Here is a 15,161-nt window from a genome sequence, read left to right on the forward strand (position 1 = left end):
CCTACTCAATGCTTGCCCGTGTCTCGTCGCCTTTGCGCTTTGTTGGATATCTAACCAACTTATGAAAAACTGATGATCCAACAAAAGTGAGTGCCTGCTGTTCTTTGCGAAGTACTACCAAGGGGAAGTTTGCGGAAGGGTATTCAAAAAACCCGTTTTTCTCTTCGTACAATCGTTCACTCACGAATCCAATATCATTATGGCTAAGGCAATTTGGAACAATCAGGTCATCGCGGAAAGCAACGAGACCAAAACGGTTGAGGGCAATAAGTACTTTCCACCGGAGTCCATTAATAAGGAGTTTTTCAGGGATTCAGACTTTCGCACGACTTGTCCCTGGAAAGGAGAAGCCTCCTATTTTACCATCGCAGTAGACGGAAAAGAGAATAAGGATGCGGCATGGTACTATCCGGAAACCAGCGAGGCGGCAAAGCACATAAAAGGTTATGTAGCCTTTTGGCGTGGCGTTGAAGTGGAGCTATAGCGGCGGAGTGGTGACTCTGAAGTCGCTGGTGCTGTAGGCGAACCGCTTCCCAGCTACAATTTCGGTTTTACCTTACCCCTCCACCCGCTCAATCCGCGCTCCCAGGGCTCTCAGCCGCGCATCAATCTGCTCATAGCCCCGGTCGATCTGATGGATGTTGTGGATGACGCTCTTGCCTTTTGCCGAAAGGGCCGCAATCAGCAGGGCTACCCCGGCACGGATATCCGGTGAGGACATTTCGATGCCCCGGAGCTGGTTTTTCCGCCCCAGCCCGATGACGGTAGCCCGGTGCGGGTCGCAGAGAATGATCTGCGCGCCCATGTCAATGAGTTTATCCACAAAAAACAGGCGGCTTTCAAACATCTTTTGGTGGATGAGCACGCTGCCCTTGGCTTGTGTGGCGATGACCAGCATAATGCTCATCAGGTCGGGCGTAAAGCCGGGCCAGGGGGCATCGTAAATGGTCATGATGGAGCCATCGATGAAGGTTTGTATCTCGTAGGTGTCCTGCTGCGGGATGCGGATGTTGTCGCCTTCGAAGTCGAGCTTGATGCCCATGCGCTCGAAGGCAGTGGGGATGATGCCCAGCTGATCTATCCGGGCATCTTTTATGGTGATGTCTGACTGAGTCATGGCGGCCAGGCCGATGAAGGAGCCAATCTCAATCATATCGGGCAGGAGGCGGTGCTCGGTGCCTTTTAGTTCGTTCACCCCTTCTATCGTCAGTAGATTGGAGCCGATGCCTTCGATTTTGGCGCCCATTTGCACCAGCATGCGACAGAGTTGCTGCACGTAGGGCTCGCAGGCGGCATTGTAAATTTGTGTGGTGCCTTTAGCGAGGACGGCAGCCATCACTACGTTGGCGGTTCCTGTGACGGAAATCTCATCCATCAGCAAGTAGGTGCCTTTCAGCCCTTCCGGTGCGGTAACGGAGTACTGCCGTTTTTCAGCTTCGTAGTCGAAATGTGCGCCGAGCTTTTGGAGGCCGACGAAGTGCGTATCCAATCTGCGGCGGCCGATTTTGTCGCCGCCTGGTTGTGGGAGAAAAGCCTGTCCGTACCGGGCCAGCAGTGGCGCAATAAGCATGACAGAGCCCCGGATTCGGCTGGCATCCCGGCGGAATTCCGGTGTTTCAAAGAAGCCAAGGTCTATAGCATCGGCCTGAAGCTGATAGGAGTGGGGGCTTTTTTGTTCCACCTTTACGCCCAGCCCGCGCAGGAGGTCGAGCAGGCGGTTGACATCAAGGATGTTGGGGAGATTGGAAAGGGTGACCGGTTCAGTGGTCAGGAGGGTGGCACAAAGCACCTGAAGGGCTTCATTTTTGGCACCCTGTGGGGTAATGTTTCCGCTCAGTGGCAAACCACCGTGCACTTCGAAGGCATCGAAAGACATAGCGTTGTTTTGGTTTTACCGCAAAGGTAAGCCCAAAAAGGAGGAAAGTCGAATGTAAGAAGAGATTACTGTTCCCGAAACAGTAATCATTTCGGGAACAGGACCGAGGTCATCTAGCGTTTGCTACGGCGGTAATTGCTGCGCCCTCCGCGGGAGCTGCCACCACCGGAGCGCCCGCCTCTGGAGCGGCCACCACCGGACCGCTTATTGTTGGAGCGGCGGCGGTTGTTGTTATTGTTATTATTATTGTTGTTGCTGCTGCCTTTAGCGAGGTTTTCGATATTCTCGTCCTCGTCCATGGTCAGCTCGCCTTTGGACAAACCTTTAAGGTCGGATTTGATGACTTCATCGCTAACGTAATGCTCCTTGTTCCAGGTGCGGTAGGCCAGTTTCATGTAGGAACCAATAGTAGCGACGAAACCGTCCCGCTTGGGGCCTTCCGGCATTTCCTTCGCTTTCTTGATGAGTTCCTGCACGTTATGGCCATAGTGGCGGTAGCGTGCTTCCCAAACGGGGTAAGGTACTTGTTCCGGGCGCTTGAGGTGCTCCTCTTCAGTAGGGGGCTCACCGTACGGGTAATCTACATCAAGGTCGTATTCTGCAATGCGGTAGACGTGCTTCCACAGGCGCTCGCGGTAATCTTCGATACTGCGGCTCTGCGGGTGCATCATCTGCATCATGTCGATGATCTTTTCGATGTGAGCCTGTCGCTCTGCTCTGTCCTCTAATGCCTTCGCATAGTGGATCATTTTCTGCACATTACGCCCGTATTCCGGGATGATGAGGTGCTCTCGGTTAGAGTTATACTCCATCCCGATTTTGTTCGGATCGTTCATAAAAATTCGTTGACGTTGTTTTACTCAACAGTTACAGACTTCGCCAGGTTTCGTGGCTGGTCCACATTACAGCCGCGCATGACGGCAATGTGGTACGAAAGCAACTGTAGCGGGATAACGGAAAGCAACGGCGTCAGCGGCTCTTCCGTATCTGGTATTTCAATAGTATAGTCCGCCATTTCGCTAATGGTTTTTTCGCCTTCAGTGACGACGGCGATAACCATGCCTTTACGGGCTTTCACTTCCTGAATGTTGCTGACGACCTTGTCGTAGGCGCTCCGGTTAGTTGCAATAACAATGACCGGCATTTCCTCGTCGATCAGGGCAATAGGGCCATGCTTCATTTCTGCTGCCGGATAGCCTTCTGCGTGGATGTAGGAAATCTCCTTAAGCTTAAGGGCGCCTTCCAGTGCAACGGGGAAGTTGAAACCTCTGCCGAGGTAAAGGGCGTTTTGGCGATCTTTTATTTCATTTGCAATATACTTAATTTGCTCTTCGCACTGTAATGCCCGCTCAATTTTTGCAGGAATATTGTGCAATTCGCTGATTAATTTATGAAAATAGGAGTTGGGGATGCGGCCTCTCTTGTAGCCCAGGCTGATGGCCATCATCGTCAGGAGTGCCACCTGACCGGTAAAAGCTTTGGTGGATGCCACTCCGATTTCCGGCCCGGCATGGATGTACGAACCGGCATCCGTGAGGCGGGCAATGGAAGAGCCCACGGCATTGACCACACCATAAATCATCGCGCCTTTGTCTTTGGCCAGCTCAAGGGCAGCAAGGGTGTCTGCGGTTTCTCCGGACTGAGAAAGGGCGATGACCACGTCGCCTTCCTGAATGATGGGATTGCGGTAGCGTAATTCCGAAGCGTACTCCACTTCCACCGGAATGCGGGCAAGGTCTTCAAAGAGGTACTCACCAATCAGCCCGGCGTGCCAGGACGTACCACAGGCGGCAATGATGAAGCGCTTGGCATTGGAGATGGTTTTTTCGTATTCATCAACGCCGCCCAGCTTCACGTAAGGCGCTTCCAAACTCAGCCGCCCGCGCATGCAATCGGCAAGGGTCTGAGGCTGTTGATGGATTTCCTTTAGCATGAAATGCTCGTACCCGCCTTTTTCCAGTTCTTCCACCTGCAGGTCAAATTCCTGTATGAAAGGCGTTTGTACTTTATTTTGGATATTCTTGATCTGTAGATCGCCATTACGGTGTACCACGGCAATCTCTTCATCGTTCATATAAATAATCCGCTTGGTGTGCCCGGCGAGCGGTGCCGCATCCGAAGCGAGGAAGTATTCATCGTCGCCCACGCCAATCACCAGGGGACTGGCTTTTCGGGCTGCGACGAGCTTGTCGGGGTGTTCCCGGTCCATCAGCACAATAGCATAGGCGCCTACCACACGGTCCAGGGCCAGGCGGACCGCCTCTTCGAGTGGCAGATTGCCGTGGTCCTGTATTTCTTCAATGAGGTGCACAAGAACCTCTGTATCGGTTTGGCTCTCGAAAACATGCCCTTCTTTTTGCAGCGCTGTCTTCAGAGAACCGTAGTTCTCGATAATCCCATTGTGGACCATCACCAGCCGGCCATTGCCGGAGCGGTGGGGGTGGGCATTGATATCCGTAGGCTCACCGTGGGTAGCCCAGCGGGTATGGCCCAGTCCGACCGTACTGCTGTGGTCGTGCCCTTCGATGAAGGCTTCTAACTCGGCAACTTTACCTTTGCGTTTGAAGACTTTCAGGTCGCCATTTAGTACCGCAATGCCGGCACTGTCGTACCCGCGGTACTCCAGCAGTTTCAGTCCGTTAATGAGAAGGGGGCTTGCTTGGCGGGGCCCAATGTAAGCAACAATTCCGCACATAGCTCTTTGGGTTTAAAGTTGTACAATGATTATGATGTGTTGGTGTACGGGTGACTACTGAACACTTCCGGAAAAGTGCATTGCAAGTAAACAGGTAGCAAAGTAGTATTACCGTATACTTATTCTTTAGCGTAGCTCAGGCAAAACCTGGCGAACGCACTTCTGATTCCATTCATCTAGCTACAGGTTCTGTCAACCATGTATGACCTTGGGATTTAAGCGGGATTAGGATTCGATTTTATGTGAGTGTTGTCCTAATAAAACAGAAATCCGGTTGGTTGTTTTGAGCTGTACCGGAGTTCTGTTTTTTCCCGAAATGGGCGTGGGTCCGCAAAGTACAAACTTTTGGGGATTCCCGCACCACTTCTGATAAGATATTCCGGTTTACAATGTTACAGCCGTGTGAAAGTAACGCTCAGGGTGACAGGAAATTGTGGGTGCTCTCCTCCGTAGAACAGTACCCGTTCCGCTACCTCTGATCGCTTCGCATCGGTAAGGTCGTTGTTTTCGATGGGGATGAGGTATAGTTCATCGGACATCCTGCCTTCCAGCACTTCTTGCAGGTAAGTGGAAATGGCCATGCGGTATCGGACCACCCCTTCGGATTCGATAAATTCCGGGACGCCCCCGAAACCGGCTTCAAAAGGTACCTGTGCGTTATCGGCAAAGATCATATCCGAAATAAACACTTCCTCCCCTGCGTCATTTTCTGCCTTCACGGCTATTTGCCTTGCAAGCGGGTAGTTAGCGGTGTCGAGGCTTTCTCCTCTGGCAACGTAAAAATCAAGGAAGGCCTGGTTGATGGCAACATTCTCAAATACGCTGAGGTCCGGAAGTTTAATCTTTGAGCGTAAACCGGCCATGCCCTGAACAAAGAGCAGGCTATCATTCTCCTCTCCATTTTCCAGAAACTCAACGGCATCGGTATCTTCATAATTGTGCTCAAAAGTGGCGAACTGCACGATCGGGTCAAGCTGGTCGTTTTGGAAAGCTAGCTGATAGTCGCGGGGAGAATCAGTACTGTCCCGGTAATAAATATGAACACCGGCTCGTATAGATTGCAGCGTAAAAGCAAGCATGCCTTCGGTGGGTACGGTGGGCTCCAGCTGAAAGCCCGGAAAACGCTCCAGGAAGCGGTCGCTTTCATTGAACACCGTTGTATCTGCCAGATAAAAGCTGATCAGGGATTCGGCCCAAACGGTAGGTAGTGGGACGCGAAGATGCGGGAAGTTAAGCGTATCGGCTTCTGCCGGCTCTGCCAGTGAAGTGTTATCCAGGTAGTCGGTATAGGATATACTATCGAGCGTGGCAATAAATTCGAGTTCGGCGAGTGGTTCACTGGCAATGCTCACTTCGTGATCAGAGAAGTACTCCAGGTCCTCGTTAAAAACCTCGGTCAGCTCTGTAACCCGGATCCCAAAGGTTTCGCCTTCTGTCTTTCCATAGAACCCACCACGTGTGTAAGGCAGGATCAGGACGACGGAGTCCACGCCGGTGATGTCCGCAAAGTTAGGGTGAAACACAGCTGAAAAGTTGGTGCGTGGAGGCACCAACTGCATATTGATCGTCGACTTGGCCTGCCCGAACACCGGGTCCCGGAAATCTCCGAACAGGAACCGGTCTGCCTGCAAAACAGGAAAAGGAGAATAGGTCATAAGGGGGTCGCTGAGTTCCGTAGCGACCTGTAGCGTGAAGGTATCTGAGAAGCCGACTTCCGCCCGGTCTTCATCAAGCAGCCCGCCTCCGACCAAGGTAGGATCAGCGCAGGCATTGATGAGCATAATGGCGAGGAGGGCACCCAGCCCCCAAAATATATTCCGTTTCATAGTTCTTTTTTTGCTGAAGTTCGCGCGCCGTGGATGATTCCACCTGTTCTGTAACGCCAGACTTACCGGAGCATTTCAATCAATGGATCAGGTTTGTCTTTCAGACGCAAAAGTAGTTACCTGAAGGGAAAGAGTAAAAAAAAGATAGGCCCGTTGTATACAGAAGAAAAAATTCAGCCCTGCTAAACCGTTTCGGGCGAGCAGGGCTGAAAATGGTATTATGGTAAAGAGTCTTTGAACTAGCTTTCCTCCACTTCCTCTGTTACGAGGGTCTCGAAGAATTCCTTGATTGGCGCTTCGAAGCCTTCTTCACCTTGATAATCCAGAACGGGCTTGTCGGTATCAGAGAGGGCTTTCTTAACGCTGTCATCAATTTGCGCACTACCCTGAATCAAGGCATCGGCGAAGTGGATCGCTCCATGGTGAAGGGTTACCCCTTTGCCGTTCTGATAGGCGCTCAGGTCATCCTCTGTCAGGTTGTTAATAGAGGCTTTAGCCATGAAGGCGTCTGAAAAAGTTTTTTCCGGAGACCCGTTGTAGATAGAATAGACTACTTTGGCATTCTGGAAAAGCGGCTCGTTCTTGTAAGCTGTTTTGAGGTAAAGCGGGATAAGGCTCGTCATCCAGCCGTTGCAAAAGACCACATCCGGAGTCCAGCCAAACTTCTTGACCGTCTCGATAACGCCTTTGCAGAAGAAGACCATGCGGTCGGGGTTGTCTTCGAATGGTTGGTCGTCAGCATCCGTAAAGATGCGCTTGCGCTTGAAAAAGTCCTCGTTGTCCAGGAAGTAAACCTGCATGCGTGCCTCAGGCAGTGAGGCTACCTTTATAATTAGTGGGTAGTCGTCGTCATCCACAATAATGTTCATCCCAGAAAGGCGAACGACTTCGTGCAGTCTGTGGCGGCGCTCGTTAATTGTGCCAAAACGTGGCATAAGCACCCTAATTTCCATTCCGTTTTCCTGTATATATTGCGGAAGCTTCCGTGCTATATTGGCAATTTCTGACGCAGCGGTATAAGGCTGCATTTCCTGCGAAACAATCAGCACTCTTGTCTTACTCATAAGCGGTAAAAATTTAAAAAAATAACGATGTCACCGAAGGTTCAATGAACAAGTTTGCAAATTTAACAAAAAAATGCTGTTATTGCCGTATTTGTCTGGCTCTTAATGCGCTGTTAACAAAAACGTCTATATTTGCGCCCTGATTGGCCGCCCTATTGGCCGTGCCATTGATTTTTGAACTTTACCTGATGTATTTATTCAAGAAATCAGCGGACTTACAGGCTTTTCTGGCGGACTATCGCTCCAGAAACCGGCAAATTGGCTTTGTTCCCACAATGGGCGCATTGCACAAAGGCCACCTCTCCCTGCTGGACGCTTCCCAAAATACTGCCCACGTTACCGTTTGCAGCATCTTCGTCAACCCTACACAGTTTAATGAATCTGCTGACCTGGAGCATTACCCCCGTACACCAGGCAGAGATATCGACCTGTTGCACAAAGCAGGGTGCGATATCCTGTTTATGCCGGAGGTGGAGGAGGTGTATCCGGTGGAATATGAGGTGCCGGTACCGGACGTTGAGCTTGGCCATTTGGCAGAAGTGATGGAAGGCGAGCACCGTCCAGGGCACTTTGAAGGGGTGATGCAGGTGGTGCTTCGGCTGCTCCATCTGGTACAGCCGGATTTCCTCTTCATGGGGCAAAAAGATTACCAACAGCTGACCATCATCCGCGAAATGATCCGGCAGTTGAGCTTGCAGGTGGAGCTTGTCGGTTGCCCTACCTTACGGGAGCCTGACGGGCTGGCCATGAGCTCGCGCAATGTGCGGCTTTCGCCGGAAGACCGTAGCCGGGCACTGGCTATCAACCAAACACTGGCAGAGGCAGGCAGTTGGGCAGGGGCTCTGTCGCCGGCTGAAATACAGGAGAAAGCCCTGAATGCCCTGCGTGAAGCGGGCCTGGTGCCCGAATATTTTAAGCTGGCGGATGCGGAAAACCTGCAGTTGGTCGATGCCTTTGAAGCGGGCCGGGAAGTAATCGCCTGTGCAGCTGCCCGTGCCGGAGAGGTGCGCCTGATTGATAACCGGGTGATTTATCCGGGATAGACCTGGGTCCACCTCAAAAAAAGCATGTAGTGGAAGCCCTGGCCCGTAAACCTTACGTAATTTTGTATTGTTATTGAGGCGTTTTTAGGGCTAGATAATCTAAATGAGCCTGAAAACTATTACCTGAACAAAATTTCATTCCTTTCGGAATATATCATGCTGATTCAAAGATTCAAATCCAAGATACACCGCGCAACCATTACACAGGCCGACCTCAACTACGTTGGCAGCATCACGATCGACCGCGACTTAATGGACGCGGCGGGGCTGATTGATGGTGAGAAAGTGCAGGTGGTCAACAATAACAACGGCGAACGCCTGGAAACTTACGTCATCGAAGGCGAGCGGGGCTCCGGCGTGATCTGTCTCAATGGTGCAGCAGCCCGGCGCGCGCAGGTTGGCGATACGGTCATCATTATTGCTTACGCCTGGATGTCAGAAGAAGAAGCCAAAGCGTATCAGCCGAAGGTCGTCTTCCCAACGGATGATAACCGTTTGCCAGGCTAAGCGAACCGCTCGGGTTCTGCTTCCTGCATCATTTCCAGAATGCGCTCAAACACATCCTCCGGATTGGGTTTGGAGTAGTAGTCGCCATCCGTCCCGTAAGGAGGCCGGTGGTCTGTCGCGGTAATGGTCACCGGCTTGCTGTCCAGCCATCTGTAGCCGCCTTGCTTTTCCAGTACCTGTTGCAGCAGATAGGCAGAAGCGCCACCGGGCACATCTTCATCAAGCACCACCAGGCGGTTGGTCTTTTGAAGAGAGCCAACGGTCAGGTGCTCCAAATCGAAAGGCAACAGGCTTTGAGCATCCACCAGTTCAACCGAAATTCCCTCTTCCTCCAGTTGGTCACAGGCCGCTTCCGCCACCCTTACGCAGGAACCGTAGGTTAGCAAAGTGACATCTTCGCCTGACCTGAGGATTTCCGGTACGCCAATGGGTACCGTAAAGGTATTGAGGTTGTCTGGTAGCCGTTCTTTTAGCCGGTAGCCATTCAGGCACTCGATAATTAGTCCGGGATCATCAGACTGCAGCAGTGTATTGTAAAACCCTGCCGCCTGTACCATGTTTCTGGGGACCAGCAGGTGGATGCCCCGTAAGGCGCCCAGCAGCACGCTAATCGGGGAGCCAGAGTGCCAAATACCCTCCAGCCGGTGCCCGCGGGTACGTATGATAGCCGGGGCAGCCTGTATACTATTACTGCGGTAGCGTAGCGTAGCCAGGTCGTCAGAAAGCGGAGAAAGACCGTAAATCAGATAGTCCAGGTACTGAATTTCCGCAATCGGGCGCAGCCCGCGCATCGCCATGCCCAGGGCATAGCCCATGATGGTCCACTCCCGGATGCCGGTATCAAAGATGCGTTCTGCGCCATGCTTTTCCTGCAGCCCGGCAAAACCCTGATTGACATCGCCGATTTTACCGACGTCTTCACCGAAGGCAAAAAGCTCCGGCCGGCTGTCCATCGCCTGGTCGAAAAACTGATTGAGGATTTCGTACCCATTCAAGACCGGTGCATCGTCGCTGTAAATGGCTGGATTTACCGGTACCTGCAGGGCTGCACGGTCTGTTTGGCTGTAGAGGTGGGTATGGTAGCGCTGCTCCATGGTCTGGTTGACTTCCTCCAGGAAAGCCTGCAGGCGCTGCCGCTCCGGTGAGTCGAGTTGCCGGGTGGCAAAAAGCATTTGCCGGATCAGTTTGATGATATCCGCCCGTACTGGATTGATCAGGGCTTTGAGGGCTTCCTCCATGCGGCGGGCGCGGTCTGTGCCTGCATCGGTTGCCAGTTGGGCGAAATCAGCCTTCAGGGTTTTCCAAACCTGCTGAATGGGCTCGTTGTATCTTTTCCAGGCCCGGCTGCGCGCCTGTTTTACCGCTTTTTGGGCTTTTTGCGCCAGTTCTTCGAGTTCCTGCTCGCTTGCGATGCCTTCCTCCAGCAGCCAGCGCTTAAACTTACGGTTGCAATCGTGTTCGGCTTCCCATTTTAGTCGGGCTTTGGACTTATACCGCTCGTGGGAGCCGGAGGTGGAGTGCCCCTGTGGCTGCGTCAGCTCCTCCACGTGAACCAGTGCAGGGCGGTGGTTAAGGCGGGCTTGGGAGGTGCTTTGTTCGTAGGCCTCGCATAGTGCCGGATAGTCCCAGCCTTTGACCTTGTAGATGCCCATGCCATTAGTGCCTGATTTGGCTTCCATGCCGGCGAGCGCTTCGCTGATGCTGTCTTTGGTCGTCTGTACTTCCCGGGGGACGGAAATGCCGTAGCCATCATCCGCTACCGTTGTTACCAGTGGCAATTGATGTACGCCTGCGGCATTCATGGTTTCCCAGAAAGCGCCTTCAGAAGTTGAGGCATCCCCAATACAGCAAAAGACCACCTCCTGGCCATTATCGGAGAAATTTTCTGCTTTCAGGTCTGGCCGGTCCCGGTACTTTTTGGAAGCCATCGCCAAGCCGATCCCGCGAGCCATCTGCCCGGCAGTTGTGGAAATGTCAGAGCTGAGGTTGTAGCGCTCCCGGTGATTGAGCCAGTCGCCTTCAGGGGTGATCAGCGGAGTGGCATGGTGGTTGTTCATCTGACGGCCGCCGGAGAAGGGGTCGTTGTCGGCGTCTGCATAGAGTTGTGCAAACAAGTCCTCAGGGGTGGCCAGCTCGAGCGCCAGCAATAAAGTATGCCCCCGGTAATAGTCTGATCTGAAATCCCCTTTTCGAAACGCCTTGGCCATAGCCACCTGAAAAAGCTCTTTGCCATCATCGGAAACGCCGAATTTAGCTTTGCCGGTGAGTACTTCCCTCCTTATCGTCAGGCTAACCTCACGGCTGAGGCAGCAGATGTAATAATCGTGCAGCGCCTCCTCGGGCGCTATAGGTAGAACATCTTGTTGAACAGTCGTTTTTTTCAAAATACTTTGGCGTCGCTTGATTCAAAAATGTACCGGCATCACGGTGGTCAACCGACCGGCGATTGGAGATAATTGGATGTGGGTCAATCTCTTGCAGGTTACAAATATACGACTATATTCCCGAATGTGGTTGTGGGTGGCGGTCAATGCCTGAATCTGGTATGTTCTTGGGAAGGCTTGGAAATCGGAAGTGGCAATAGGAATGATGGGGCGGAATGTGGATTCTCCAAAATAAAATGCTTAACTTTGTTACAACGCGATATTAATCACGTTCGCCTATCAGCATCAAAAATAATCTCAAAGCGTATCGCTTTGGTGGATTTTCCAAATTAGCATTTCATCTTTACTGAATTTACAGAGCCCGGTTATTAGGAAAACTGTAGTGCCCGGGGTCACTGTAGGTTCTGTAGTTTGTTTTATTGGATTAGTATGAAAAAACAATTAGGCGGTCTTCCGTAGGGAAGCCGCCTTTTGTTTTGCGCCGGTAGGTCAGCAGCTTTCTTGAATTTATACCTCAGGCAAAGGGTGGAGCTGGCTCGCCTCAATTGAAGCAGGCAATTGCCTGTCTGGGCTGTAGCCAATCAGAAACCCGCCGCCGCCGGCACCACAGAGTTTCAAATAGAACTGTTTTTTTTGTAGCCCCTCTGCCCAAACTGGCCGGAAGGGCTCTGGAATAAAGCCCCTGAGCAGGTTGAGCTGGGCTGTCGCGATTTGCAGTAAGGCGCGTTCGAGCTGGGCTGTATTTTGTTCCAGATAGGCATGGGTGGCAGCGGTGGTTGGCGCAGCCAATTGGTGCAGCGCTTGTTCCCGGAAATGATCCGCCTCGCACTTGGCTTTGAATTGCTGAACGAGGGGCGCGGTCCGCCGGCTGATCCCGGTATCCACCAGGAAAAACAAGCCGCTGTCTTTGGAGCGGGCGGCGACTGAGACCGGCCGGATGGCATTTTGGTCAATCAACAACGGGTGCTGCAGGTAGCAGATAAGGGGGTCTGCCCCGGAGCTTTCCCCGTGGAAGTAGCTTTCCAGTTGTGCCAGTTGTTGCTGCAGCGTTGGGAGGGCGGCGGTATTGTCTTTTGAGATTGCCGGACGGGCAAAGCGTTCATAAACTGCTGCACAAACCGCACCTGAACTGCCTGCACCGTACCCAACCGGGATATTGGAGCTAAAGTACAAGCCTGACTTCACCTCTTGTCGGAACCTTTGAGTATCCAGAGGAGCCAGTAGGCGCCCTTCCTGATTGAGCAAGTGGAGGTGCTCTGCGAAGGGCAACAGATCCTGGCTTGGTGGGGCAGAACCGGTTGCCCATTCGCCAAAAAGGTGGGGTAGGGGCAGTGCCAGAGCCGTGCTGCCCAGCAAGACGGTGTATTCACCGAAAAGGAGCAGCTTTCCGGGCGTGCGGGCGTTACTCATGCAATCAGCCGTGGAGTTTCCGTAAAGAATTTTTCTTTCCATTCTTCGGGGCAGATCAGGTAGCCAAGGTTGGGTTTGGGAGGCGGCTTACCGAATTCAACTGGTTGCCGGTTGAGATAGCTATGGCTGTACCCTAGTTCCTCCACAATTACTTTCTCTCCGCTGAGGTCCCAATAGGGGATATGGGGAGAAAGAAATATATTAACATCCAGTTCGCCCTTTGCCATCATGAGCGTGCGCCGGGCGTCTGTCCTGAGGATACGGTCATCATCAGCGCCCAATTTGCGGTAAAGGTTGTTGTAGCGTTCTCCCCGGTAGCGCAAAGGGTGGGCGAATGTGAGCGCTTCCATCGGCTTCGGGGCAGGTGGGGTGACTCGGCGTGGCGCTTCGCCTCCTTCCTCTATGAAGGCACCTTGACCCTTCACTGCATAGATGAGCGTATCAATCCGGGGATAATAAACCAGGCCTACGCACAGCCCGTGCTCAGGATGATAATAGGCGGATTGATGGGAAAATCCCTTTTTTAGGTCTATGTAGTAGCTCGTGCCATCGAGCTCATCGGCAATAATGTAAGGTTTGCTGCGGTCGATGGCCTCCTTGGGCGATTCTTCACTGTATAGCCCAATACCGGTGAGTTCAGCTTCCACCTGTGCTTGCAATAGCTTAGAGATGGCCAGGTCTACATCCGTTACCCGTGAATGGTCGGGTTTCTCGTAGACTTTGTATTGCCCGTCAATCCGTTCCATCATAATAGATCCAGCTTCCCGGGCGATCCGCTTAAGAAAAGTTAAGACGTGTGTTGCGTTCATAGCTCAAAGATACCGCCAAAAAAAAGAAGTTTGCAAATCTGTGTATTCGATAGCACAAACCTGGCGCTCAAATTGTTAATATTTTGCACGTTCACAAAGGCGCTGCCTATGTTTTGGTAATTATTTGAGCGGATTTAAGAATTTGACGAGTTTAAGTAGTAGTTAATTACCAGAAAAAATAGCCTAAAGGTCAAAATAGCTTTGTGAGGCGATAAAAAGTGAAAAAATTTGGAATTCCCGAAAATTTCATTCATATAAAAGCGGCTCCGGGGAAGCCCGGGTCCTTAAAATCTTTGAAATCATAAAACCCTTAGATATTTATGGCTAACTGTTTTGCACTCATGGGCTGGAGCCTGCCCGTGATTGAGAGTGTACAAAAATCTGGTCTCCCTTACGTTGTTGTTTCCTTTCCTGAATTCGGCGCTTATGCCAAAGAGCATGATATTCCGTTTGTCGGATATAAGCTGGATGAGTTTGGTTCACACTCCAACTCTTTGGAATTGGTAGAACTGCTCAAGCCTTTCAATGCCGATGTAGCAGTACCTCTTTACGAAGAAACTGTGGAATGGGCGGGAGCACTGAACTCGATCTATCGGGATGACCCCCGCGTACTCAACCGGGCCTTCCTTTTCCGAAATAAGGCAATGATGAAACGCAAAGCCCTGTTGGGCGGCCTGAAAGTAGGGCTGTTCGAAGAGGTCTACGATAGAGAACATGTCCATAAGTTCCTCGACCGCCTGAATGAAGCTGAACTGCAATTGCCCGGCGAGGATGATGCCTGGTTCCACGCCAAGCCATTTGCAGCCGCCGGTACGGTTGGGCACCATTTTATCCGATCTCGTGAGGATATTGACCGTAAGATGACAGTTAAAGATTTTCCCTGCCTAGTGGAAAGCCACCTGAGCGGCAAAGAATTTTCCTGCGAGGCCTTCATCCACAAAGGTAAAATCCGCTTTCTCAATATCACAGAATACGTGAAGCTGGGCTATTCCAACTTCATCCCCGCAGGTCCTGAACTGGAAGCCAAACGAGAGCTGATTCACAATGAAGTGCAGAAAATGGTGGACATCTTCGGTATAGAGTTCGGAATGGTCCACCCGGAGTGGTTTGTCAGTGATGATGGCAAGACCATTAATTTCGGCGAGGTCGCCTGCCGGATTCCCGGTGGACATATCCTCGACCTCTGTGGGCAAGCCTATGGCTTTGACGCACTGCTCGCTTTCGTAGTCAGCCACGACCCCAATATGTCGGAGGAGGAACTGGACAAGTATTTCCCCTCCAAGGGCTATATGCCGGAGAAAAAGTACGGCAACGTCATGGTATTCCCTAAGCCCGGGCAAATTTCCCGTTTGGAAATCCCGGAAGAACTCCTGGAAGAGCCTTACTACCTCGACAATAATCTGGTAGAGCCACTGGGGCCGCAGAAAATCACAGAGCGCAGCGGTTTTGGGAATCACTTCGGTACGGTTAACTTCGCTGGAGAAGACCCCGAACGCATGCGGGAATTGTTGAAACATTATGAAGATGTACCCTTTTACGTATAAATA

General features: G+C 51.9%; 12 protein-coding genes. 4 read left to right on the forward strand and 8 right to left on the reverse strand.

Annotated elements, in window-relative coordinates; translation table 11 throughout:
- Positions 1–199: 199 nt before the first annotated feature.
- Entirely contained in the window at positions 200–484 is a 285-nt protein-coding gene (locus MRY86_RS17525) for a DUF427 domain-containing protein (protein WP_293566775.1), read from the forward strand.
- Positions 485–556: 72 nt separating this feature from the next.
- On the opposite strand, the gene murA is transcribed toward MRY86_RS17525, so the two are convergent.
- The 5 genes from murA to MRY86_RS17550 all read right to left on the reverse strand — a co-directional run bounded on the left by murA (position 557) and on the right by MRY86_RS17550 (position 7,461).
- Positions 557–1,876 carry a UDP-N-acetylglucosamine 1-carboxyvinyltransferase gene (murA, locus tag MRY86_RS17530; protein WP_293566774.1) on the reverse strand — a complete coding sequence of 440 codons (1,320 nt, stop codon included), beginning with the start codon at positions 1,874–1,876 and terminating at the stop codon, positions 557–559.
- Positions 1,877–1,989: 113 nt separating this feature from the next.
- The gene (locus tag MRY86_RS17535) at positions 1,990–2,712 is read right to left on the reverse strand and encodes a DUF4290 domain-containing protein (protein WP_293566773.1); all 723 of its coding nucleotides are present in this window, start codon (positions 2,710–2,712) and stop codon (positions 1,990–1,992) included.
- A 20-nt stretch (positions 2,713–2,732) separates the two neighbouring features.
- On the reverse strand, positions 2,733–4,571 hold the full coding sequence (gene glmS, locus MRY86_RS17540; RefSeq protein ID WP_293566772.1) for a glutamine--fructose-6-phosphate transaminase (isomerizing): 1,839 nt from the start codon (positions 4,569–4,571) through the stop codon (positions 2,733–2,735).
- 392 nt (positions 4,572–4,963) lie between these two features.
- Entirely contained in the window at positions 4,964–6,397 is a 1,434-nt protein-coding gene (locus MRY86_RS17545; protein ID WP_293566771.1) for a DUF4270 family protein, read from the reverse strand.
- 239 nt (positions 6,398–6,636) lie between these two features.
- The gene (locus tag MRY86_RS17550) at positions 6,637–7,461 is read right to left on the reverse strand and encodes a glycogen/starch synthase (RefSeq protein ID WP_293566770.1); all 825 of its coding nucleotides are present in this window, start codon (positions 7,459–7,461) and stop codon (positions 6,637–6,639) included.
- Between the two features lie 188 nt (positions 7,462–7,649).
- Between MRY86_RS17550 and panC the strand changes: the two genes are divergently transcribed.
- Both panC and panD read left to right on the forward strand, forming a co-directional pair.
- Entirely contained in the window at positions 7,650–8,504 is an 855-nt protein-coding gene (panC, locus tag MRY86_RS17555; RefSeq protein ID WP_293566769.1) for a pantoate--beta-alanine ligase, read from the forward strand.
- 156 nt (positions 8,505–8,660) lie between these two features.
- Positions 8,661–9,011: an aspartate 1-decarboxylase gene (gene panD, locus MRY86_RS17560; protein ID WP_293566768.1), complete on the forward strand. Its 351-nt coding sequence runs from the start codon at positions 8,661–8,663 to the stop codon at positions 9,009–9,011.
- Here the strand turns inward: panD and MRY86_RS17565 are convergent.
- The 3 genes from MRY86_RS17565 to MRY86_RS17575 form a co-directional block, all read right to left on the reverse strand.
- Positions 9,008–11,395 (reverse strand): thiamine pyrophosphate-dependent enzyme, encoded by a 2,388-nt coding sequence (locus MRY86_RS17565; RefSeq protein WP_293566767.1) that lies wholly within the window; start codon positions 11,393–11,395, stop codon positions 9,008–9,010. The two genes, panD and MRY86_RS17565, sit on opposite strands and share 4 nt — an antisense overlap.
- A gap of 507 nt (positions 11,396–11,902) precedes the next feature.
- Positions 11,903–12,805 (reverse strand): hypothetical protein, encoded by a 903-nt coding sequence (locus MRY86_RS17570; RefSeq protein WP_293566766.1) that lies wholly within the window; start codon positions 12,803–12,805, stop codon positions 11,903–11,905.
- The gene (locus tag MRY86_RS17575) at positions 12,802–13,614 is read right to left on the reverse strand and encodes an inositol monophosphatase family protein (RefSeq protein ID WP_293566765.1); all 813 of its coding nucleotides are present in this window, start codon (positions 13,612–13,614) and stop codon (positions 12,802–12,804) included. Before MRY86_RS17575 ends, MRY86_RS17570 begins: the two co-directional genes overlap by 4 nt.
- A gap of 320 nt (positions 13,615–13,934) precedes the next feature.
- On the opposite strand from MRY86_RS17575, the gene MRY86_RS17580 reads away from it, so the two are divergent.
- Positions 13,935–15,158 carry a hypothetical protein gene (locus MRY86_RS17580; protein WP_293566764.1) on the forward strand — a complete coding sequence of 408 codons (1,224 nt, stop codon included), beginning with the start codon at positions 13,935–13,937 and terminating at the stop codon, positions 15,156–15,158.
- Positions 15,159–15,161: the final 3 nt, after the last annotated feature.

This window comes from Phaeodactylibacter sp. (genome assembly GCF_022763345.1).
Taxonomy (GTDB): domain Bacteria; phylum Bacteroidota; class Bacteroidia; order Chitinophagales; family Saprospiraceae; genus Phaeodactylibacter.

Excerpts from the sequence above, each read along its gene's own strand:
- MRY86_RS17525 (WP_293566775.1), top strand. The coding sequence starts at position 200 with ATGGCTAAGGCAATTTGGAACAATCAGGTCATCGCGGAAAGCAACGAG.
- murA (WP_293566774.1), bottom strand. The coding sequence starts at position 1,876 with ATGTCTTTCGATGCCTTCGAAGTGCACGGTGGTTTGCCACTGAGCGGA.
- MRY86_RS17535 (WP_293566773.1), bottom strand. The coding sequence starts at position 2,712 with ATGAACGATCCGAACAAAATCGGGATGGAGTATAACTCTAACCGAGAG.
- glmS (WP_293566772.1), bottom strand. The coding sequence starts at position 4,571 with ATGTGCGGAATTGTTGCTTACATTGGGCCCCGCCAAGCAAGCCCCCTT.
- MRY86_RS17545 (WP_293566771.1), bottom strand. The coding sequence starts at position 6,397 with ATGAAACGGAATATATTTTGGGGGCTGGGTGCCCTCCTCGCCATTATG.
- MRY86_RS17550 (WP_293566770.1), bottom strand. The coding sequence starts at position 7,461 with ATGAGTAAGACAAGAGTGCTGATTGTTTCGCAGGAAATGCAGCCTTAT.
- panC (WP_293566769.1), top strand. The coding sequence starts at position 7,650 with ATGTATTTATTCAAGAAATCAGCGGACTTACAGGCTTTTCTGGCGGAC.
- panD (WP_293566768.1), top strand. The coding sequence starts at position 8,661 with ATGCTGATTCAAAGATTCAAATCCAAGATACACCGCGCAACCATTACA.
- MRY86_RS17570 (WP_293566766.1), bottom strand. The coding sequence starts at position 12,805 with ATGAGTAACGCCCGCACGCCCGGAAAGCTGCTCCTTTTCGGTGAATAC.
- MRY86_RS17575 (WP_293566765.1), bottom strand. The coding sequence starts at position 13,614 with ATGAACGCAACACACGTCTTAACTTTTCTTAAGCGGATCGCCCGGGAA.
- MRY86_RS17580 (WP_293566764.1), top strand. The coding sequence starts at position 13,935 with ATGGCTAACTGTTTTGCACTCATGGGCTGGAGCCTGCCCGTGATTGAG.